The organism is Rugosibacter aromaticivorans, assembly GCF_000934545.1.
Taxonomy (GTDB): domain Bacteria; phylum Pseudomonadota; class Gammaproteobacteria; order Burkholderiales; family Rhodocyclaceae; genus Rugosibacter; species Rugosibacter aromaticivorans.
This window is the reverse complement of the sequence record NZ_CP010554.1, coordinates 2,441,154-2,462,422: the sequence shown is the minus strand read 5'-3', so window position 1 is coordinate 2,462,422 and position 21,269 is coordinate 2,441,154. Positions and strand designations below refer to the sequence as shown.

Genomic DNA, 21,269 nt, shown 5'->3' with positions numbered 1-21,269 from the left:
TCAGTGGGCGGTGGCTGGTTTGATGGCCACGACCGGATATTTCCATTTCCAGGTGGCCACGGTTTCGGCAACCGGTTCCATCGTGATGCAGTCGACCGGGCAGGGCGGCACGCAGAGTTCGCAGCCGGTGCATTGGGCGGCGATGACCGTGTGCATTTGCTTGGCCGCACCGGCGATGGCGTCGACCGGACAGGCCTGGATGCACAGGGTGCAGCCAATGCAGCGCTGTTCGTCAATGACGGCGAGCGCTTTGGGTTTTTCAACACCATGCTCGGCAGACAGCGGCTTGTACTCGCGCCCCAGCAGATCGGCCAGCTTGCGTATGCCCTCGTCGCCGCCGGGCGGGCACTGGTTGATGTCCGCTTCGCCTTTGGCAATGGCTGTGGCGTAAGGTTTGCAGCCGGGAAAACCGCACTGGCCGCACTGGGTTTGCGGCAGAATGGCGTCGATCTTTTCGGTCAATGGATCGCCTTCGACACGAAACCGGACTGCCGCGTAACCCAGCGCAGCGCCAAGGATGACGGCGCCAAGCGCCATGACAAGAAGCGCGGCGAGCATTTATTTGTACTTATCCAGACCGGCAAAGCCCATGAAAGCCAGGCTCATCAGGCCTGCGGTAATCATGGCGATTGCCGTGCCGCGAAAATGCACGGGCACATCCGCGCCTTCCAGCCGTTCGCGGATGCCGGCAAACAAAATCATGGCCAGGGTAAATCCGACCGCGCCACCAAAGCCGAACAATAGCGATTCAACCAGATTGTGTTTCAACCCGACGTTCAACAGCGGCACGCCCAGCACCGCGCAATTGGTCGTGATGAGCGGCAGGTAGATGCCAAGCACTTGATGCAGTAACGGGCTGGTTTTCTGAATAGCCAGCTCGGTGAGCTGGACAATGGCGGCGATGGTGACAATGAAAGACAATGTGCGCAGATATTCGAGCTGGTTCGGCATCAATAGCCAGCGGTCAATGATGTAGCTCGTGCCACACGCCATGGTGAGTACGAAGGTAGTGGCCGCACCCATGCCGATGGCTGTCTCCAGCTTCTTCGACACTCCCATGAACGGACACAAGCCGAGGATACGAACGAAGACGACGTTATTGACAAGAACGGCACCGAGAATGATGAAGAGATAGCTAGTCATGACGCATGCAAGCTATGCATCTGCTCTGTAAATGAATGGAGGCTCGATTATCCTGCTTTTGCAGACGTTTCGGCAACGGTGTCAAATGCCCTGCTGGTAGCTTTGTGTGGCTGCAATACATTCTTTTACGAGCACCGGGCCGCGATAGATGAGACCACTGTAGACTTGAACCAAGGTTGCACCAGCCTCTAGCTTGGCGCGAGCCCGCGCACCCGTGGTAATCCCTCCTGCGGCAATGATTGGAATTTCTCCTCCTAGCGCGTGAGCGAGGGCGCGGACAACGGCTGTGGACTTTTCAAACAAGGGGCTGCCCGATAAGCCACCCGCTTCAGCGGCAAGGGATGACCCTTCAATCCCCTTACGGCTTAGCGTGGTGTTGGTTGCAATAACGGCATCAATGCCGTGACGACGTAGCGCGTCAGCAATAGTAGTGATTTGGCTGGAATCAAGATCGGGAGCAATTTTTAGTGCCATTGGAACAAGGCGCCCGTGACGATCAGCGAGCTGGGTTTGTCGCTGCTTTAAACTTCCAAGCAGGTTATCTAGCTCGGATTGACCTTGCAATTGACGCAGATTCTGAGTGTTTGGTGAAGAGATGTTGATAGCCACATAGCTGGCATGTGCATAAGCCTTGTCCAGACCGATGAGATAATCTTCTGTTGCACGCTCTATTGACGTGTCGAAATTTTTACCTATATTGATGCCGAGAATCCCCTGGTATCTCACATGTTGCAGTCTGGCCAACAAGGCGTCTACCCCGGCATTATTGAACCCCATGCGGTTGATGATTGCCTCTTGGTCGCTCAGGCGGAACAATCTGGGTGCCGGGTTTCCGGGTTGTGGTCGAGGTGTGACTGTGCCTACCTCAAGAAAGCCAAAGCCCAGACGGCTTAGCGCATCCACCGCGATGGCATTCTTGTCCAGTCCTGCGGCAAGCCCAATTCGATTGGGAAAGTGTAAACCCATGACTTCAACTGACGGGGATGTATGCCTTGGGGGCCGCGGGAGACCCAGTTGATCCAGTAATGCAATGCCATGCAATGTCAATTCGTGCGCCCGTTCCGCATCAAGCGTAAAAAGAAGAGGGCGTAATAATGGATAGAGGTTCATTCAGTTCTATATACGTATATGTTGAACGAAGGGATTGTAATTCGTAGCAGCAGAAAAAATTTGTAAAGAAAAGTTCAAACCCCCTTTACAAGGTAAAGCGCTGCACCTATAATCTTGTTTCTCTGCTGGATGTAGAGAAGGCTTGGAAGCCCTGGAAACGGGGGTGAGGCAAAGATCTTTAAAAACCAAACAACCGATAGGTGTAGGTGCTTGCCGAGCTGGTGGTGGGAACAGGCAATCGGACTGAAATCGAAGGTCTGAAAGCGGATGAAGCTCCCCGTTAAAGGGGGGATTTGATCACGTTCTGTACGGTTTCTGCCGTGCAGAATCTGTTACTGCTGGAAGCTGAAAGTAATAAAGCAAGCACTTACACGAAGAAACAAGGAATCAGCTGCAATCAAATGCAACGCTGATTCTCGCAGATTCGTTTGAGAGCGCTAAGTAAGTAAGACAACAAGCAAGATTAAACTGAAGAGTTTGATCCTGGCTCAGATTGAACGCTGGCGGAATGCTTTACACATGCAAGTCGAACGGCAGCACGGGAGCTTGCTCCTGGTGGCGAGTGGCGAACGGGTGAGTAATGTATCGGAACGTACCCCGTCGTGGGGGATAACTCTCCGAAAGGAGAGCTAATACCGCATACGACCCGAGGGTGAAAGCGGGGGACCTGGGGTAACCTGGGCCTCGCGCGATGGGAGCGGCCGATATCGGATTAGCTAGTTGGTGGGGTAAAGGCCTACCAAGGCGACGATCCGTAGCGGGTCTGAGAGGACGACCCGCCACACTGGAACTGAGACACGGTCCAGACTCCTACGGGAGGCAGCAGTGGGGAATTTTGGACAATGGGCGCAAGCCTGATCCAGCCATTCCGCGTGAGTGAAGAAGGCCTTCGGGTTGTAAAGCTCTTTCAGCAGGAACGAAACGGTGGGTCTTAATACGGCCTGCTAATGACGGTACCTGCAGAAGAAGCACCGGCTAACTACGTGCCAGCAGCCGCGGTAATACGTAGGGTGCGAGCGTTAATCGGAATTACTGGGCGTAAAGCGTGCGCAGGCGGCGACATAAGACAGATGTGAAATCCCCGGGCTCAACCTGGGAACGGCGTTTGTGACTGTGTGGCTAGAGTGTAGCAGAGGGGGGTGGAATTCCACGTGTAGCAGTGAAATGCGTAGAGATGTGGAGGAACACCGATGGCGAAGGCAGCCCCCTGGGTTAACACTGACGCTCATGCACGAAAGCGTGGGGAGCAAACAGGATTAGATACCCTGGTAGTCCACGCCCTAAACGATGCCAACTAGGTGTTGGGGGAGGAGACTTCCTTAGTACCGTAGCTAACGCGTGAAGTTGGCCGCCTGGGGAGTACGGTCGCAAGATTAAAACTCAAAGGAATTGACGGGGACCCGCACAAGCGGTGGATGATGTGGATTAATTCGATGCAACGCGAAAAACCTTACCTACCCTTGACATGTCCGGAATCCCGAAGAGATTTGGGAGTGCTCGAAAGAGAGCCGGAACACAGGTGCTGCATGGCTGTCGTCAGCTCGTGTCGTGAGATGTTGGGTTAAGTCCCGCAACGAGCGCAACCCTTATCATTAGTTGCCATCATTGAGTTGGGCACTCTAATGAGACTGCCGGTGACAAACCGGAGGAAGGTGGGGATGACGTCAAGTCCTCATGGCCCTTATGGGTAGGGCTTCACACGTCATACAATGGTCGGTACAGAGGGTTGCCAACCCGCGAGGGGGAGCTAATCTCACAAAGCCGATCGTAGTCCGGATCGCAGTCTGCAACTCGACTGCGTGAAGTCGGAATCGCTAGTAATCGTGGATCAGCATGTCACGGTGAATACGTTCCCGGGTCTTGTACACACCGCCCGTCACACCATGGGAGTGGGTTCCACCAGAAGTAGGTAGTCTAACCGCGCACCGGCGTAAGTTGGCGTGCGGAGGGCGCTTACCACGGTGGGGTTCATGACTGGGGTGAAGTCGTAACAAGGTAGCCGTAGGGGAACCTGCGGCTGGATCACCTCCTTTCTAGAGCAAAGGCTGGGTGAGCACCTACAACCTATCGGTTGTTTAAGCCAGACAGCGGGTCTGTAGCTCAGCGGGTTAGAGCACCGTCTTGATAAGGCGGGGGTCGTTGGTTCGAGCCCAACCAGACCCACCATGGGTCTGCGATAACCGGCGCATGGCGGCGTTGTCGCATGGCTTGCCTGCGAAAAGTCGGCGGCGGGGCCCTCCGCCTTGACTCGCTTGATTCTCGCAGACCAATGTAGCCGCAACGGGGCGATGGCTTTTTGCAAGTAGTACAAGGCGCGAGGGAGCGCCGCATAGCAGCGCTATGCAAGCGACCGAGCAACGCAGTAATACGCCGCAAAAAGGGGGATTAGCTCAGCTGGGAGAGCACCTGCTTTGCAAGCAGGGGGTCGTCGGTTCGATCCCGTCATCCTCCACCATCGCTGGTGTTTGGCGTTAGTCGGCAGCACCGCAGTCGGCAGCACTAGGGGAACGAGTGGAGGCGGCCTGCGGCGATGACTGCCTCTGTCTGTTAGATGATGTGCAATGAGTGAAGGTTAAAGCGTTAGCCCTCAGCCATTGCTCATTATGTGAGTAAGCGGTTGTTCGATCTTTAAAAATTCGGAAGAAGTAAAAGTAAATGGATGTGTCATTCTGGAAGGGATGGCACATGGGTTGTGACTGTATTTTTGCATCGTTCTGTTCCCGATTCTTTGAACCGGCGTTGGGAATGGAAAAAAGAAGCCTATTGGTTACACCTATAGTGAATGGATTCCGGAATAATGGAGCTTAACGTTATAGGGTCAAGTGACTAAGTGCATGTGGTGGATGCCTTGGCGATTACAGGCGATGAAGGACGTGGTAGCCTGCGAAAAGCTTCGGGGAGCTGGCAAACAAGCTTTGATCCGGAGATATCCGAATGGGGAAACCCACTCTGCAAGGAGTAGCCACAGCTGAATACATAGGCTGTAGGCGGCGAACCTGGCGAACTGAAACATCTAAGTAGCCGGAGGAACAGAAATCAACCGAGATTCCCCAAGTAGTGGCGAGCGAACGGGGAGGAGCCTGCAAGAGATAACGCACTGGTTAGTGGAACAGTCTGGAAAGATTGGCCATAGTGGGTGATAGCCCCGTACGCGAAAACCAGCGCGCGAGACTAGGCTTGCGACAAGTAGGGCGGGACACGTGAAATCCTGTCTGAAGATGGGGGGACCATCCTCCAAGGCTAAATACTCGTAATCGACCGATAGTGAACCAGTACCGTGAGGGAAAGGCGAAAAGAACCCCGGGAGGGGAGTGAAATAGATCCTGAAACCGCATGCATACAAACAGTGGGAGCGGACTTGTTCCGTGACTGCGTACCTTTTGTATAATGGGTCAGCGACTTACGTTCAGTAGCCAGCTTAACCGCATAGGGGAGGCGTAGCGAAAGCGAGTCTGATAAGGGCGTAAGAGTGAAAACTCGAGTTGCTGGGCGTAGACCCGAAACCAGATGATCTACCCATGGCCAGGATGAAGGTGCGGTAACACGCACTGGAGGTCCGAACCCACTAATGTTGAAAAATTAGGGGATGAGCTGTGGGTAGGGGTGAAAGGCTAAACAAATCTGGAAATAGCTGGTTCTCCCCGAAAGCTATTTAGGTAGCGCCTCATGTATCACTGCCGGGGGTAGAGCACTGTAATGGTTGGAGGGGTCATTGCGATCTACTTCGCCATAGCAAACTCCGAATACCGGCAAGTGCGAGCATGGGAGACAGACGGTGGGTGCTAACGTCCATCGTCAAGAGGGAAACAACCCAGACCGCCAGCTAAGGTCCCCAAGTCATGGTTAAGTGGAAAACGAGGTGGGAAGGCATAGACAGTCAGGAAGTTGGCTTAGAAGCAGCCATCCTTCAAAGAAAGCGTAATAGCTCACTGATCGAGTCGTCCTGCGCGGAAGATGTAACGGGGCTCAAACCATGCACCGAAGCTGCGGATGTGCACCTGATTCAAGCGGCTTGTTGGAGCGCTTGAGCGGTAGTAAAGGCTAACCTGGCGCACGCCAGGTTAAGCGCCGACAGGCGCGGCCGGAACTAAAGCGTCCCTCACCGATCGAGGTCGGTGATAAGGGGATGAGCGATTCAAGACAGGCAGCTTGAATCAGGTGCACATGGTAGGGGAGCGTTCTGTAGGTCTGCGAAGGTGTCTTGTAAAGGATGCTGGAGATATCAGAAGTGCGAATGCTGACATGAGTAGCGATAAAGGGTGTGAAAAGCACCCTCGCCGAAAGCCCAAGGTTTCCTGCGCAACGTTCATCGGCGCAGGGTGAGTCGGCCCCTAAGGCGAGGCCGAAAGGCGTAGTCGATGGGAAACGGGTCAATATTCCCGTACCGGTCACAGATGCGATGGGGGGACGGAGAAGGTTAGCTCGGCCGGGTGTTGGACGTCCCGGTTTAAGCGTGTAGGTGTGCCTGCCAGGCAAATCCGGTGGGCTTAACTGAGGCGTGATGACGAGGATCTTCGGATCTGAAGTGAGTGATACCCTGCTTCCAGGAAAAGCCTCTAAGCTTCAGTCTGTGAACGACCGTACCGCAAACCGACACAGGTGGGCAGGATGAAAATTCCAAGGCGCTTGAGAGAACTCAGGAGAAGGAACTCGGCAAATTGATACCGTAACTTCGGGAGAAGGTATGCCCCGGTAGCGTGTAGTCCCTCGCGGACGAAGCGTGATGGGGCCGCAGAGAATCGGTGGCTGCGACTGTTTAATAAAAACACAGCACTCTGCAAAGGCGAAAGCCGACGTATAGGGTGTGACGCCTGCCCGGTGCTGGAAGGTTAAGTGATGGGGTGCAAGCTCTTGATCGAAGCCCCAGTAAACGGCGGCCGTAACTATAACGGTCCTAAGGTAGCGAAATTCCTTGTCGGGTAAGTTCCGACCTGCACGAATGGCGTAACGATGGCCACACTGTCTCCTCCTGAGACTCAGCGAAGTTGAAATGTTTGTGAAGATGCAATCTACCCGCGGCTAGACGGAAAGACCCCATGAACCTTTACTGCAGCTTTGCATTGGACTTTGACGGGACCTGTGTAGGATAGGTGGGAGGCTGTGAGACGTGGTCGCCAGATCGCGTGGAGCCACCCTTGAAATACCACCCTGGTGTCGTTGAGGTTCTAACCTTGGTCCGTGAATCCGGATCGGGGACCGTGCATGGCAGGCAGTTTGACTGGGGCGGTCTCCTCCCAAAGCGTAACGGAGGAGTACGAAGGTCTTCTAAGCACGGTCGGACATCGTGCGCATAGTGCAATGGCAAAAGAAGGCTTGACTGCGAGACCCACAAGTCGAGCAGGTGCGAAAGCAGGTCATAGTGATCCGGTGGTTCTGTATGGAAGGGCCATCGCTCAACGGATAAAAGGTACTCTGGGGATAACAGGCTGATTCCGCCCAAGAGTTCATATCGACGGCGGAGTTTGGCACCTCGATGTCGGCTCATCACATCCTGGGGCTGTAGTCGGTCCCAAGGGTATGGCTGTTCGCCATTTAAAGTGGTACGTGAGCTGGGTTTAAAACGTCGTGAGACAGTTTGGTCCCTATCTGCCGTGGGCGCTGGATATTTGAGGGGGGCTGCTCCTAGTACGAGAGGACCGGAGTGGACGAACCTCTGGTGTACCGGTTGTGACGCCAGTCGCATCGCCGGGTAGCTAAGTTCGGAAGAGATAACCGCTGAAAGCATCTAAGCGGGAAACTCGCCTCAAGATAAGATATCCCGGGGATTCAATCCCCCTGAAGGGTCGTCCCAGACCAGGACGTTGATAGGCGGGGTGTGGAAGCGCAGCAATGCGTTAAGCTAACCCGTACTAATTGCCCGTGAGGCTTGACCCTATAACAGTAAGTTTCAGCACTGCTGGAGTTCCTGTGCGGTCAATCGCGCAGGTGTGTAGCCAATATTTACAATGACAACCTTACCTGACTGCAGTTGAAAGCCCTACTGGTTCAACTGTACGAAAACTTGCTTCTTTACTTCTTCCGAACCATGTGTGCCGGGCCAAAAATTAGGTCAACTCCCGGCGCACCCCCTTCAAGTCTGGTGTCCATAGCGAGGTGGAACCACCCCTTCCCTTCCCGAACAGGACCGTGAAACGCCTCTGCGCCAATGATATTGCACTTCACCGTGTGAGAAAGTAGGTCAACGCCAGACTCCCCCATCTACATACCCCCTCAAGCTTACAAACTTGAGGGGGTTTTTTTATGGGTAATAGACGCGCTTGGGAGAGAGGAAATAACGTAAAGAGAAAGTCGATGGGCTACGGTTAAATGTATGCCTATGAGATTTTCTGTTGAAAATGGTAAAATTACCAGATGAAAATTTCTTTCCTTGAGTTCGAGCAGCCGATTGCCGAAGTTGAATCGAAAATCGAGCAATTGCGTTTTGTTCAAGATGATTCTGCAGTAGATATTTCTGAGGAGATATCAAGAATTGAAGCTAAAAGCAAGAAACTAACCAAGGATATTTACGCTAAGTTAACGCCATGGCAGTGCGCCATGGTTGCGCGCCATCCTAATCGCCCGTACACCCTTGACTATCTGGGCAGTATATTTACTGAGTTCGAAGAGCTACATGGCGACCGCAACTCGGCAGAGGATGCTGCCATCGTTGGCGGCTTGGCACGATTTGATGGTCAATCCTGTGTGGTAATTGGCCATCAAAAGGGCAGGGATACAAAAGAAAAAATTATTCGTAACTTTGGCATGCCTCGCCCGGAGGGCTATCGTAAAGCGTTGCGATTAATGCGGTTGGCAGAAAAATACCAACTGCCTGTTTTTTCATTTATTGATACCCCGGGTGCCTATCCTGGAATTAGTGCTGAAGAGCGAGGGCAGTCGGAAGCCATTGGTCGCAATCTCTTGGTAATGGCGGAGCTTAAAGTACCAATCATTGCAACTGTTATTGGTGAGGGTGGTTCTGGTGGTGCCCTTGCTATTGCAGTGGCAGACACGGTGATGATGTTGCAATATTCAACCTATGCCGTCATTTCTCCGGAGGGGTGCGCCTCAATTCTTTGGAAAAGCGCGGATCGAGCTGGAGATGCGGCAGACGCAATGGGGATAACTGCACAACGGTTGAAATCGTTAGGCCTTATTGATCGAATAATTAATGAGCCAATTGGTGGGGCGCATCGCGATCATCAAGAAGCCGCGCAAGCGTTAAAGAACAGCCTTCAGGATGCATTAAGTCAGTTGTCAGGATTGTCTATTCCGGAGCTTGTCCAAAGGCGCTTCCAGCGTCTGATGAGCTATGGTCGATTCAAGGAACAAACAGTTCAGTAAGAGGGTCGAGGCGACCCTGACTGACATTCTCGCACAGCATGCCCTAAGAGGTCAGTCATTAACTGTCGCTTACTCCGGCGGCCTGGATTCAACTGTTTTACTTTATGCACTGAAGAATATTGCGCCCATGCTGGATTTGCATCTCACCGCAGTCCATGTGCATCATGGACTGAGCGAGAATGCGGACGAGTGGTCTGATCACTGTACCCTGACATGCGCCCAGCTAGGTATTGAACTATCGGTTGTCAGGGTTCTCGTTAAACCTGAGCTTGGCGAAGGGATTGAGGCTGCCGCAAGAAAAGTGCGACTTGATGCTGTGTTAGCCCACTCCTCTGGGTGGGTATGTATGGCGCATCATGCAAATGACCAGGCTGAAACCGTTTTGCATAATTTGCTGCGCGGGTCAGGTCTTAGAGGTGCTGGGGGTGTTCCTGTGCTGCGCGGGCGCGTGTTTCGCCCATTTCTCACGCTGCCGAAAGAGTTCCTTCTTGCCTATGCAATAGAACATCAATTGAGGTGGGTAGAGGACGAGAGCAACAAGGATCGCTACTTCACGCGCAATTATTTACGACACGAGGTTGTGCCGTTACTCAAGGCACGCTTCCCAAGAGCTGTAGAGCAACTGTCTATTGCGGCAAGGCGATTTGCAGATGCGCAGGCTTTGCTGGATGATCTGGCGTTGCTGGATTTAAAAAAAGACCAATTTTTATTTCCGATCGAAACGAGTTTGTTGCTTAATTTGACAGAGGTTCGAGCTAGAAATTTGATGCGCTCGCTACTGAGCGGCAATAAAGTCCAATTACCAGATGAGCGACGTCTTAATGAGTTTGTTCGGCAAGTGCGAACAGCCGCAAATGATCGGCATCCAAGCCTTGAAACATCGACATATCGACTGTGGGTTGCGTTAGGCGAGCTTCACTTTAAAAAGAAAACTTAAACACAGCAAAAGGCACCCGTAAGCAGAGGGAATGCCGGGAAATATGCGATAAAATAACGAGTTATTGCTAATAAACCACCAACCATTGGAGAATGTCATGGCTGTCGAGCGTACCCTTTCAATTATTAAACCTGATGCAGTAGCCAAGAATGTGATTGGCGAGATTTATTCCCGCTTTGAGAAAAGTGGCCTGAAAATCATTGCTTCACGCATGCATCACCTTTCACGTCAGGAGGCAGAAGGTTTTTATGCTGTGCATAAGGCGCGCCCATTTTTCAATGATCTTGTTTCCTTCATGATTTCCGGCCCTGTCATGGTGCAAGTGCTCGAAGGTGAGAATGCAGTGCTTAATCATCGCCAGTTGATGGGCGCAACGGATCCAAAGAAGGCAGAGCCTGGCACCATTCGCGCAGATTTTGCTGACAGCATCGATGCCAACGCTGTGCATGGTTCGGATGCGGCTGAAACGGCGGCTGTTGAAATTGCCTACTTCTTCCCCGCGATGAGCATCTACTCGCGCTAATTTGCTATGGTAGTTAACCTCCTCGATTTCGATGCGGAAAATATGACGGCATGGTTGTCTCAGCAAGATGAGAAGCCTTTTCGTGCCCGTCAGGTTTTGCGCTGGATGCATCGCTTTGGGGAGAGCGACTTCAACAAGATGAGCGATCTTGCAAAGTCGCTCCGTGAAAAACTGTTGGCTCATGCCAGCGTAATGCCACCGCTGATTATTAGTGATCAATTATCTGACGATGGAACGCGCAAGTTTTTGTTCGATGTCGGTAGTGGCAATGCGGTGGAAACGGTTTTCATCCCGGAAGGTCAGCGAGGTACGTTGTGCGTTTCCTCGCAAGCGGGTTGTGCGCTTGAATGTGTATTTTGCTCTACCGGGCGGCAGGGTTTTAATCGAAATTTGACGACGGCTGAAATTATTGGTCAGGTATGGCAGGCTAATCGCGCCTTGGGCCGTGACCCTGCCGGGGACCGTGTCATCAGTAATGTCGTGATGATGGGAATGGGTGAGCCGTTAACTAATTTTGAAAACCTCATTCCCGCTTTGCGGCTCATGCTAGATGACAATGCCTACGGTCTATCGCGGCGGCGGGTGACAGTCTCTACCTCGGGTATTGTTCCGGCGATAGATCGTCTAGCCCAGGCGTGTCCTGTCGCATTGGCGGTTTCTCTGCATGCGCCAACGGATGGTCTGCGTGATAAGTTGGTGCCCATAAATCGCAAATATCCATTAGCTGAATTGCTTGCCGCCTGCCAGCGTTATTTGCAACATGCGCCACGTGACTTTATAACCTTTGAATATGTCATGTTGGATGGCGTCAATGATCGCGATGAAGATGCGTGTGCCTTGCTGCATTTGGTGCGTGATGTGCCCTGCAAGTTCAATCTGATCCCCTTTAACCCATTTCCGAATTCCGGATTTCGCCGCTCATCGGCAGACCGAGTGCGTCGCTTTTCTTCTCTACTAAGTGAAGGGGGCTTGGTGACGACAACGCGGCGAACGAGGGGCGATGATATTGATGCGGCATGTGGCCAGCTTGCCGGCAAAGTACAAGATAAATCAAAGCGAACACTGCGATCCGCGACGATTGCGGTGAGCGCCTTCCCAAGAACGGAGTTAACGCAATGAGCAATCTGAAGCATCTATTGTCGTGCGCACTTCTTGGCACCATCATGGCTATCGCCGGGTGCACATCAACGGGTACGAACCCAGCAGTCATGGGCGAGGGTGCTGAACAAGCAATGTCTGAACGTGCACCAAAAAATGAAATCCAGCAGCGCGCTAAAGTACATACGGAGCTCGGTGCGCTTTATCTGGTTGATGGGCGTGCCGCAGTTGCGCTTGAAGAGGCGCGCATCGCGCTCTCTGCGGATTCAACCTATGCACCCGCTTACAACTTGCTTGGCCTCATCCACATGGCGCTCAACGAACCGCACATGGCGGAAGAGAGTTTCGAAAAAGCACTTCGTTTGGCGCCGGGAGATCCTGAAATTAATAATAATTTTGGCTGGTTTTTGTGCCAGAACGGCCGCGCAAAACAAGCAATGGCTTATTTTGCGGCGTCAGCCAGAAACCCGCTCTACTCCACACCGACCAAGCCTAATACCAACGCAGGTATTTGTGCGATTCAGCTCAAGGATGACAAGACGGCCGAAGGCTATTTACTCGAGGCGTTACGCCTTGCACCTGATAATACGCAGGCTATGTTTTGGCTGAGTAATTTATCTTATCGGCAAGGGAAGTATGTTGAGGCCAAGCGATGGATGTCTGAAGTTGAAAAGATTCAAGATCTGAATGCAGAGCTAACTTGGCTGGCTTTGCGCATCGAGCACAAATTAGGTAATCGTGAAGCGGAAGCACGCCTAGCAGCGCAATTACGCAAACGTTTTGCAAACTCCCCCGAACAGCGACTGCTTGTGCAAGGGATGTACGAGTGAGTGAAAATTTGCCGCAGCTGTCATTGACCGGGGCTTCCGCTGCAGGTGTTCCCGTGGGGGGGGGGTTGCCGGGCGCTGCGTTGCGCGCGGAGCGTGAAAGCCGCGGTTTAACGGTGGAGGCTGTTGCCCAGGCAACCCGCTTCAGTGGGCGGCAGGTTGAAACATTGGAACGGGATGACTATGACAGCTTGCCGGGCATGACCACGGTACGGGGTTTTGTGCGTAGCTATGCCAAATATCTTCAAGTGGATGCCGTGCCTTTTCTGGTTGCTCTTGACTTGGTCGCACCGCCAACCAAGTCGGAAGTTCGCCCGCCAGAAAATCTGGGAGAGGCTAGGCAAAAAGCAGGTGCATCACGCCGTGTGGCCACGTATCTGATGGTGGTGGGTATCGCTGCGCTTTTGATACTGACAGTTTATGGCCTTGTGGCACAGCAGGTGCATCAACCAACGTCGCCAGCACTAAATTCGCCAAAAAATGATCAGCATAGTCAGACTCTGTCAACCAATGGCCCTGCTGCTTCTGCGGAATCAGTGGCTAACGCTGGTCTTTCTGCAGAGAGATCGGTACTCGCGCCAGTAGTTGGCTCTGTGGCGGCGGTGGCGGGCGTGCCAGTCACGGGCGCTGCTTCGCCAACCTTACCCGGGGCAGCGGAAAAAACCACTTCCGGGGCGGCAGGCAATCCGACTGCTGCCGCCGTTGTTCTGCCTCCGGCTCCAGCAGCCTTAAGCGTGGCATTTGATGGCCTGTCGTGGATTGAGATTCGCGATGCGACGCAGAAAACTGTTTTAAGCGGGGAGTTTCCTGCGGGCGTGACCCAAAAAGTCGAAGGCAAGGCACCATTTCAGGTATGGGTGGGTAGGGCATCTGTCGTCCGTATTTTTTTCGGTGGGCGCAGTATTGATTTGCAGCCCTTTACGCGCGCCGATGTGGCGAGATTGACTGTCGAATGAGCGCGACACAATCACTCCATTTTCCGCGACGCACCTCTCGGCGTGTCAACGTTGGAAAAGTCGGCATTGGTGGTACGGCGCCGATTGTCATTCAATCGATGACCAATACCGATACCGAGGATGTATTTGCAACCGCGATGCAGGTGGCGCAGCTCGCGCGTGCTGGCTCTGAGTTGGTGCGCATTACGGTGAATACGCGGGAGGCGGCTGCGGCCGTACCGAAAATTCGCGAGCGGCTTGCCCAACTGAATGTTGATGTCCCCTTGATTGGAGATTTCCATTTCAACGGCCATAAATTGCTGACGGAATATCCGGCATGCGCGGAAAGCCTGGCGAAGTTGCGTATTAATCCGGGCAATGTGGGCAAAGGCGCGAAACGTGATGAGCAGTTTGCTCAGCTGATTGAGATTGCCTGCCGCTTTGATAAGCCCATTCGCATTGGTGTGAATTGGGGTAGCCTTGATCAAGCGCTGCTTGCACGCATCATGGATGAAAATGCGCGACGCGCTGAGCCTAAAAACGCCGTTGAAATTATGCGCGAAGCGATGGTGGCATCCGCATTGGAGTCAGCCGCTCAAGCGGAGTCACTGGGGCTGGCGGGCGATCATATTATTCTCTCGTGCAAAGTTTCTGGTGTGCAAGACTTGATCGCGGTTTATCGGGACTTGGCCCGCCGTTGTGACTATCCGCTACACTTGGGGCTGACCGAGGCAGGTATGGGCAGCAAAGGAATTGTAGCTTCGACGGCCGCATTGTCCGTGTTACTCCAAGAAGGTATTGGCGACACGTTGCGCATTTCACTGACACCGGAACCGCAAGGTGACCGCACCCGCGAAGTCATCGTCGCCCAGGAGATTCTCCAGGTGATGGGTCTGCGCGCTTTTACCCCCTTGGTCGCGGCTTGCCCTGGGTGTGGGCGAACTACCAGCACGGTGTTTCAAGCGCTGGCACAAGATATTCAAGCCTATGTTCGCGAGCAGATGCCGACGTGGCATGTGCAACGCATTGGCGTGGAAAACATGACGCTCGCGGTGATGGGCTGTGTGGTCAATGGCCCGGGCGAAAGCAAACAAGCCAATATCGGCATCTCCCTTCCTGGCACAGGCGAAGCGCCTGTGGCACCGGTGTATGTCGATGGCGAACGTGTGGTGACTCTGCGCGGCGAAAATATCGCGGCGGAGTTTCGTCAGTTAGTTGATGATTATGTGGCACGTACCTACCCCTCGCGTATTTGAAGTCAGACGATGAGCCAGACCCTGCAAGCCATTCGTGGCATGAACGATATATTGCCTGCGGACGCCGAGGTGTGGGAGCAGTTTGAAGAGACGATACGTGACTGGCTGCGCGCCTATGGCTACCGGCCCATTCGCATGCCGATCGTAGAACCTACTGGTCTATTCCATCGCGCCATTGGCGAGGTAACCGACATTGTCGAAAAAGAAATGTATTCATTCGCCGATGCACTGAATGGCGAACAACTCACGCTGCGCCCCGAGGGAACTGCATCCTGTGTGCGGGCTGCGATACAACATAACTTGTTGTACGAAGGCCCCAAACGCTTGTGGTACATGGGCCCCATGTTTCGGCATGAGCGTCCGCAAAAAGGCCGTTATCGCCAATTTCATCAAGTAGGTGTCGAAGCCATGGGTTTTTCTGGTCCCGACATTGACGCTGAGCACATTGCGATGTGCGCAAGGCTTTGGGATGACCTGGGCTTGCAAGGCGTTCGCCTTGAAATTAACTCCTTGGGTCTGAGCGAAGAGCGTGCGTGCCATCGTGCCGATCTGATTGCTTATTTTTCTGATCATGCGGCGTTGCTGGATGCTGATGCGCAGCGTCGCTTGCACACTAACCCGTTACGCATTCTGGACACAAAAAACCCGGCGATGCAGGATTTGGTCAGTGGCGCACCACAGTTGCTCGATTACCTCGGCGAAGAATCGCTCAAACATTTTGAAGGCGTGCAGCAACTGCTCAAGGATGTCGCCATTCCCTACCGCATCAATCCGCGCCTGGTGCGCGGGCTTGATTATTACAACTGCACCGTGTTCGAGTGGGTCACCGATCAGCTCGGTGCACAAGGCACGGTCTGTGCGGGTGGGCGATACGATGGATTGCTTGAGCAACTCGGTGGCAGACCTGCTCCTGCCTGTGGTTTTGCCATGGGCATTGAACGCTTATTGGTGTTATGGAAGGATCAGGGGCATCGGCATGAAACACCGGCTCCTGATGCCTATTTGGTGCATCAAGGTGAAGCGGCTGGGCGATTTGCATTCCGCGTCGCGGAGCACTTGCGCAGCAGCGGCTACGCTGTTCAGCTGCATTGTAGCGGGGGGAGTTTTAAATCACAAATGAAAAAGGCCGATGCTTCTGGTGCGCCGCTAGCGCTAATAGTCGGTGATGATGAGACGGCGGCAAATGCCGTGAGTGTCAAACAATTGCGTGAATCTGCGGCTTCCACCACGCCGCCAGTTTCACAAGTGCGTGTAAATTTTGATGAGCTCGCCGATCATCTCGGTGAGGTCCTTTTTTCTACGGAAGACAATCATGGCAACTTATGATCTTGAAGAGCAGGAGCAACTCGCTGAGCTGAAAACCTGGTGGCAACAATATGGTAATCGCGTCACCAGTATTGTCTTGGCGCTCGCCTTAGGGGTAGCTGCGTGGCAAGGTTGGCATTGGTGGCAGCAGCAGCAATCTTTGCAAGCGTCAGTGGTTTATTCTGGCTTACAGCAAGCCGCCGGACAAAAAGATGCGAGACGGGTAAAAGAGTTGGCCGGCGAGCTGATCGAGAAATATTCCGGCACCAGCTATGCCGGCATGGGGGCGCTGATTGCGGCACGAGTTCAGGTCGATCAGGGCGACCTTAAAAATGCGCGCGTACAGCTGGCTTGGGCGGCTGATCACGCAAACGATGCTGGTCTGCGTGCATTGGCTCGTCTGCGGTTAGCAACTGTTTTGCTCGACGAAAAAGCCTACGACGAAGCGCTCAAGCAACTGGCCGTTGAGCCTGCCGCGCCTTTCGCCGCCCGCTATGCGGATGTTCGCGGCGATATCTATGTTGCCCAAGGCAAGCCCGCTGAAGCGGTCAAGTCTTACGATGACGCGCTAGCCAAGATCGATGCGGCGGCAAAAGCCGGGGAAGTTTCGCGGCATAAGGCTTATCGCGAACTTGTACAAACGAAACGTGATGCGCTGGAGGCTACCCAGTGAGGTCGCTCATAAAACCCCTGAGATATTTTAGGCAGGCGGGCCTTGGGGGCCTCCTGGTTCTCAGTGCCACGCTTTTGTTGAGCGGCTGCGTTTCGCTGGATAGCCTGAATCCTTTTAGCAGCAGTGCGCCTAAGATAAAAGTGAATGAGCTTCCTGCACTTGATTCCAAGACAGAGCTGCGCAGTCTTTGGCAAGCAAGTATTGGCAATGCGGGCAGTTATAGTTTGGCTCCTGCGGTGGTAGCAGGGAGCGTGTATGCCGCTGCAGCCGATGGCAGTCTGGCGCGATTTGATGAAGGCCGGCAAGTGTGGCGCGTGGCTACGGGTCGGACGATATCGGGGGGAGTCGGTACCGATGGAAAAATAGTTGTCGTAGGCACTGCCAAAGGCGAAGTGCTGGCTTTTGATGCGGCATCTGGCCATGAATCCTGGAAGGCACGCGTTAGCTCTGAAGTGTTAGCACCGCCTTCATTGGCTGATGGCTTGGTGATCGTGCGCTCAGGCGACTCGCGTGTGGCTGGCCTGGAGGCTGCCGATGGCAAGCGCCGCTGGATGTATCAGCGAAATGTTCCCGCGTTGTTATTGCGTTCTTATGCCAGTGCGCTAAATACGGGAAAGTTAACCTATGTTGGATTTCCTGGGGGCAAGCTGGTGGCGCTGGCCAATAGCAACGGCGCCGCCGTATGGGAAGCCACCGTGGCTACGCCGAAAGGTGCAACTGAGCTGGAACGGATCACGGATGTGATGAGCGCTCCCGTGATGGAAGGTAATGCCGTATGTGCCGTTGCCTATCAGGGCCGGGTGGCTTGCTTTGACGCCAGCAGTGGCAATAACTTGTGGTCGCGCGATATGTCGTCCATTGCGGGCCTTGATATGGATGGCAAACAGTTGTATGTCACAGACGCTAAAGGGGTGGTGCATGCGCTGGACAAAGAAAGCGGGGCAAGTGTCTGGATGCTCGACAAGCTAGTGACACGCAGCCCTACCCGGCCATTGGCATTGGGTGAGATCGTTGTTGTGGCCGATAGTCAGGGTTTAGTACACGCGTTGCGTAGTGATAATGGCAGCTTTGTTGGTCGGGCAAAAACAGACGGGAGTGCGATTCGTACAGATCCTGTGCGATCCGCAACCGGGTTTGTGGTGCAAACGGTCAATGGCAGCGTTTATGGCATGGCGGCGCATTAATCGATGAAACCTACCTTGGTGATTGTTGGTCGGCCTAATGTGGGCAAGTCGACGCTTTTCAACCGCTTGACGCGTTCGCGCGATGCATTGGTTGCCGATCAACCGGGCCTGACACGTGATCGCCATTACGGCCATGGGCGGTTAGGGCGCAAGCCTCATCTGATCGTGGATACTGGCGGGTTCGAGCCACAAGCTAAAGAAGGCATCGTGCACGAGATGGCTCGCCAAGCCGAGGCGGCCATTGCCGAAGCGGACATGCTGCTATTCGTTGTCGATGCGCGCGCAGGGCTCACGCCGCAAGATCTTGTCATTGCTGACTTGCTACGGCGCAGTGGTCGCCCCGTATTGCTGGCGGTCAATAAAGGCGAGGGCATGGATCGTGCTGTTGTCAGCGCCGAATTTTATGAGCTGGGTTGTGGAACGCCCTGCGTGATTTCCTCCGCGCATGGCGACGGTGTGCGCGAGCTGGTTGATCTGGCGCTGGATTCCTTCCCCGACGAAGCCGATGCTGGCGACCATGCTACGGAAGGTCCCCGGGTCGCCATCGCTGGACGCCCCAATGTGGGCAAGAGTACGCTGGTAAATACCTTACTTGGCGAAGAGCGTGTCATCGCGTTTGATATGCCAGGCACCACGCGCGATGCCATTGAAATTTCTTTCGAGCGCAATGGCAAGGCTTATACGCTGATTGATACCGCAGGATTACGGCGCAAGGGTCGGGTGTTTGAAGCCATTGAAAAGTTTTCTGTTATCAAGACCCTGCAAGCCGTTGAAGAAGCCAATGTGGTGGTGCTGATGGTCGATGCCAGCCAGGATATCTCCGATCAAGATGCGCATATTGCCGGGTTTTGCATGGATGCCGGGCGCGCTTTGGTGGTTGCCGTCAATAAATGGGATGCTATTGATACGTATCGCCGTGAGCGTGTTAAGGAATCCATCGAACAGAGGCTCAATTTTCTTGGCTTTGCACATGTTCATTACATCTCTGCCATCAAGGGACAGGGTATTGCCGGTGTTTTATCTTCTGTCGATAAAGCGTATGCCGCAGCGATGGCAAAAATGGCGACGCCTAAACTCACCCGCGTGCTCATCTCGGCAGTTGAAAAGCAGACGCCACCACGCCATGGCTTGTTTCGCCCCAAATTGCGCTACGCGCATCAAGGCGGAAGCAACCCACCGATTATCGTGGTTCATGGCAATGCGCTGGAACACATTCCGACCTCATACACGCGCTATCTTGAACGCTACTTTCTCGAAGCCTTCAAGCTGCAGGGCACGCCATTGCGTATTCAATACAAGACCTCTAAAAATCCGTTTGCCGATGAGCGTTAAAGGCTGAAAAGTCGGTGTTTTTGGCACGGCGCGGAAAAATCGTTTACATTGTCCACCTACAAAACCTGAATCACCTCTGAACCACCTAAAGGATGCAACCATGAGTAATAAAGGGCAAATGTTACAAGACCCGTTTTTGAATATTTTGCGTCGCGAGCATGTTCCCGTCGCTGTCTATTTGGTGAATGGCATTAAATTGCAAGGGCAAATTGATTCTTTTGATCAATATGTTGTGTTGCTAAAAAATACTGTGACCCAAATGGTCTATAAGCATGCCATATCGACGATCGTGCCTGTGCGCGCCATTGATTTTTCGCTCGATTCGGATGAGGCTGATTGATTCTCTGCCGGGTTCCTTGTTGCGCCAATTTGCCTGCTTTACCCTGATCATTGATGTTTGATCGTCCTGCCAGCGGTGAAAACGCCGTGCTGGTTCAGCTTGATTTTGGCACGGGTGACTTCGCTGAGTGTTTGTCTGAGTTCCGTCTGTTGGCTGAAAGTGCCGGTGCTCGGCCGCTTGCCGTTGTGACAGGAAAGCGTGTCCGGCCTGACCCTGCCTTGTTTGCGGGCAAAGGGAAGGTGACTGAGATCGCTGAAGTGGTGCGGGTGCATGAGGCAGCGGTCGTGTTATTCAATCACGAGCTGTCGCCCGCGCAGCAACGTAATTTAGAGCGCGAGTTGCAATGTCTGGTCATTGATCGGAGCAGCCTTATTCTGGATATTTTTGCGCTGCGTGCAAAAAGTCATGAAGGCAAACTACAGGTTGAGCTGGCGCAATTGCAGCATATGGCAACGCGCCTGGTGCGCGGCTGGACTCACCTCGAGCGTCAAAAAGGTGGCATTGGTTTGCGTGGCCCGGGTGAAAAACAACTTGAAACAGACCGCCGTCTTCTGGGTAAGCGCGTGGCCTTGTTAAAAGAGCGACTCAAACTACTCGAACGCCAACGTGCCGTTCGTCGCAAGTCACGCCAGCGGCCAGGGGTTTTGTCTGTATCGCTCGTCGGGTATACCAACGCGGGTAAAAGCACGTTGTTCAATGCATTAACCAAGGCTGACGGATACATTGCAAATCAGCTGTTTGCGACGCTTGATACAACATCTCGCCAGTTATATGTGGAAGGCGCAGGCCAGATTGTGTTGTCTGATACAGTGGGCTTCATCCGCGACTTACCGCATTCATTGGTGGCCGCGTTTCAATCCACGCTAGAAGAAACCGCGCAGGCTAACTTGTTATTGCACGTAGTGGATGCGGCCAGCGCAGATCGAGACCAGCAAATGGCAGCAGTTAATCAGGTGCTAGCGGAGATCGGTGCGGCGGATGTACCCCAGCTGATTGTGTGGAACAAGATTGATATTACAGCGGCAAGTCCAGGGCTTCTGCAGGAGGGATGTGGTAACATTTCTGCCGTTCGACTAAGTGCAAAAACAGGTGAAGGCCTGCCGTTTTTGCGTGATGCGCTAGCCGAGTTTTCGCAAGCCCATAGATGGTCGGATGCGTCTCAGCCAGAGAGCAATATGGCCGTTGACGACACTGTGGTGCCGTGATTTTAAATTTTTCCCATCCCGGATTTCGATGCGGCAACCAGATGCTGCGCTAACCTGACGGAGCTATTTCATTGTGATAAC

The 21,269-nt window shown here is 53.5% G+C and carries 16 protein-coding genes, 2 tRNA genes and 3 rRNA genes; 18 read left to right on the top strand and 3 right to left on the bottom strand.

The features are described from left to right. The 3 genes from rsxB to PG1C_RS12235 form a co-directional block, all read right to left on the bottom strand. Complete coding sequence (gene rsxB / locus PG1C_RS12245; RefSeq protein ID WP_202635029.1) at positions 1 to 558, bottom strand: electron transport complex subunit RsxB; 558 nt, start codon at positions 556 to 558, stop codon at positions 1 to 3. Beyond that, the gene (rsxA, locus tag PG1C_RS12240) at positions 559 to 1,143 is read right to left on the bottom strand and encodes an electron transport complex subunit RsxA (RefSeq protein WP_202635028.1); all 585 of its coding nucleotides are present in this window, start codon (positions 1,141 to 1,143) and stop codon (positions 559 to 561) included. A gap of 81 nt (positions 1,144 to 1,224) precedes the next feature. After that, positions 1,225 to 2,253 (bottom strand): quinone-dependent dihydroorotate dehydrogenase, encoded by a 1,029-nt coding sequence (locus tag PG1C_RS12235; RefSeq protein ID WP_202635027.1) that lies wholly within the window; start codon positions 2,251 to 2,253, stop codon positions 1,225 to 1,227. Between the two features lie 465 nt (positions 2,254 to 2,718). Between PG1C_RS12235 and PG1C_RS12230 the strand changes: the two genes are divergently transcribed. From PG1C_RS12230 to hflX, 18 genes are all read left to right on the top strand, one after another. Beyond that, a 16S ribosomal RNA gene (locus PG1C_RS12230) occupies positions 2,719 to 4,286 on the top strand. A 56-nt stretch (positions 4,287 to 4,342) separates the two neighbouring features. Beyond that, positions 4,343 to 4,419 (top strand) — tRNA-Ile (locus PG1C_RS12225). Positions 4,420 to 4,632: 213 nt separating this feature from the next. Further along, positions 4,633 to 4,708 (top strand) — tRNA-Ala (locus PG1C_RS12220). A gap of 361 nt (positions 4,709 to 5,069) precedes the next feature. After that, a 23S ribosomal RNA gene (locus tag PG1C_RS12215) occupies positions 5,070 to 8,127 on the top strand. A 201-nt stretch (positions 8,128 to 8,328) separates the two neighbouring features. Next, positions 8,329 to 8,443: ribosomal RNA gene (rrf, locus tag PG1C_RS12210) — 5S ribosomal RNA — on the top strand. Together the 16S, 23S and 5S rRNA genes with 2 tRNA genes alongside form the textbook arrangement of a ribosomal RNA operon. Positions 8,444 to 8,604: 161 nt before the next feature. Next, on the top strand, positions 8,605 to 9,573 hold the full coding sequence (locus PG1C_RS12205; protein WP_202635026.1) for an acetyl-CoA carboxylase carboxyltransferase subunit alpha: 969 nt from the start codon (positions 8,605 to 8,607) through the stop codon (positions 9,571 to 9,573). After that, entirely contained in the window at positions 9,542 to 10,510 is a 969-nt protein-coding gene (gene tilS / locus PG1C_RS12200) for a tRNA lysidine(34) synthetase TilS (RefSeq protein ID WP_202635025.1), read from the top strand. The genes PG1C_RS12205 and tilS overlap by 32 nt, the downstream gene beginning before the upstream one ends. Before the next feature lie 97 nt (positions 10,511 to 10,607). Continuing rightward, positions 10,608 to 11,033, top strand: a complete 426-nt coding sequence (gene ndk / locus PG1C_RS12195; protein WP_202635024.1) for a nucleoside-diphosphate kinase — start codon at positions 10,608 to 10,610, stop codon at positions 11,031 to 11,033. A gap of 6 nt (positions 11,034 to 11,039) precedes the next feature. Beyond that, complete coding sequence (rlmN, locus tag PG1C_RS12190; protein WP_202635023.1) at positions 11,040 to 12,152, top strand: dual-specificity RNA methyltransferase RlmN; 1,113 nt, start codon at positions 11,040 to 11,042, stop codon at positions 12,150 to 12,152. Further along, entirely contained in the window at positions 12,149 to 12,961 is an 813-nt protein-coding gene (pilW, locus tag PG1C_RS12185) for a type IV pilus biogenesis/stability protein PilW (RefSeq protein ID WP_202635022.1), read from the top strand. Before rlmN ends, pilW begins: the two co-directional genes overlap by 4 nt. Further along, the gene (locus PG1C_RS12180) at positions 12,958 to 13,914 is read left to right on the top strand and encodes a RodZ domain-containing protein (RefSeq protein ID WP_202635021.1); all 957 of its coding nucleotides are present in this window, start codon (positions 12,958 to 12,960) and stop codon (positions 13,912 to 13,914) included. Before pilW ends, PG1C_RS12180 begins: the two co-directional genes overlap by 4 nt. Next, positions 13,911 to 15,149, top strand: coding sequence for a flavodoxin-dependent (E)-4-hydroxy-3-methylbut-2-enyl-diphosphate synthase (gene ispG, locus PG1C_RS12175; protein ID WP_202635020.1), 1,239 nt, complete (start codon positions 13,911 to 13,913; stop codon positions 15,147 to 15,149). The genes PG1C_RS12180 and ispG overlap by 4 nt, the downstream gene beginning before the upstream one ends. 9 nt (positions 15,150 to 15,158) lie before the next feature. Next, positions 15,159 to 16,475, top strand: coding sequence for a histidine--tRNA ligase (gene hisS, locus PG1C_RS12170; protein WP_202635019.1), 1,317 nt, complete (start codon positions 15,159 to 15,161; stop codon positions 16,473 to 16,475). Next, complete coding sequence (locus PG1C_RS12165) at positions 16,462 to 17,127, top strand: YfgM family protein (RefSeq protein WP_202635018.1); 666 nt, start codon at positions 16,462 to 16,464, stop codon at positions 17,125 to 17,127. The genes hisS and PG1C_RS12165 overlap by 14 nt, the downstream gene beginning before the upstream one ends. Further along, positions 17,124 to 18,311 carry an outer membrane protein assembly factor BamB gene (gene bamB, locus PG1C_RS12160; RefSeq protein ID WP_237218181.1) on the top strand — a complete coding sequence of 396 codons (1,188 nt, stop codon included), beginning with the start codon at positions 17,124 to 17,126 and terminating at the stop codon, positions 18,309 to 18,311. The genes PG1C_RS12165 and bamB overlap by 4 nt, the downstream gene beginning before the upstream one ends. 3 nt (positions 18,312 to 18,314) lie before the next feature. Further along, positions 18,315 to 19,643, top strand: coding sequence for a ribosome biogenesis GTPase Der (gene der / locus PG1C_RS12155; protein WP_202635017.1), 1,329 nt, complete (start codon positions 18,315 to 18,317; stop codon positions 19,641 to 19,643). A gap of 100 nt (positions 19,644 to 19,743) precedes the next feature. After that, a complete protein-coding gene (hfq, locus tag PG1C_RS12150; RefSeq protein WP_202635016.1) occupies positions 19,744 to 19,983 on the top strand; it encodes an RNA chaperone Hfq in 240 nt (79 codons plus the stop codon). A 53-nt stretch (positions 19,984 to 20,036) separates the two neighbouring features. After that, the gene (gene hflX / locus PG1C_RS12145; RefSeq protein ID WP_202635015.1) at positions 20,037 to 21,188 is read left to right on the top strand and encodes a ribosome rescue GTPase HflX; all 1,152 of its coding nucleotides are present in this window, start codon (positions 20,037 to 20,039) and stop codon (positions 21,186 to 21,188) included. Positions 21,189 to 21,269: the final 81 nt, after the last annotated feature.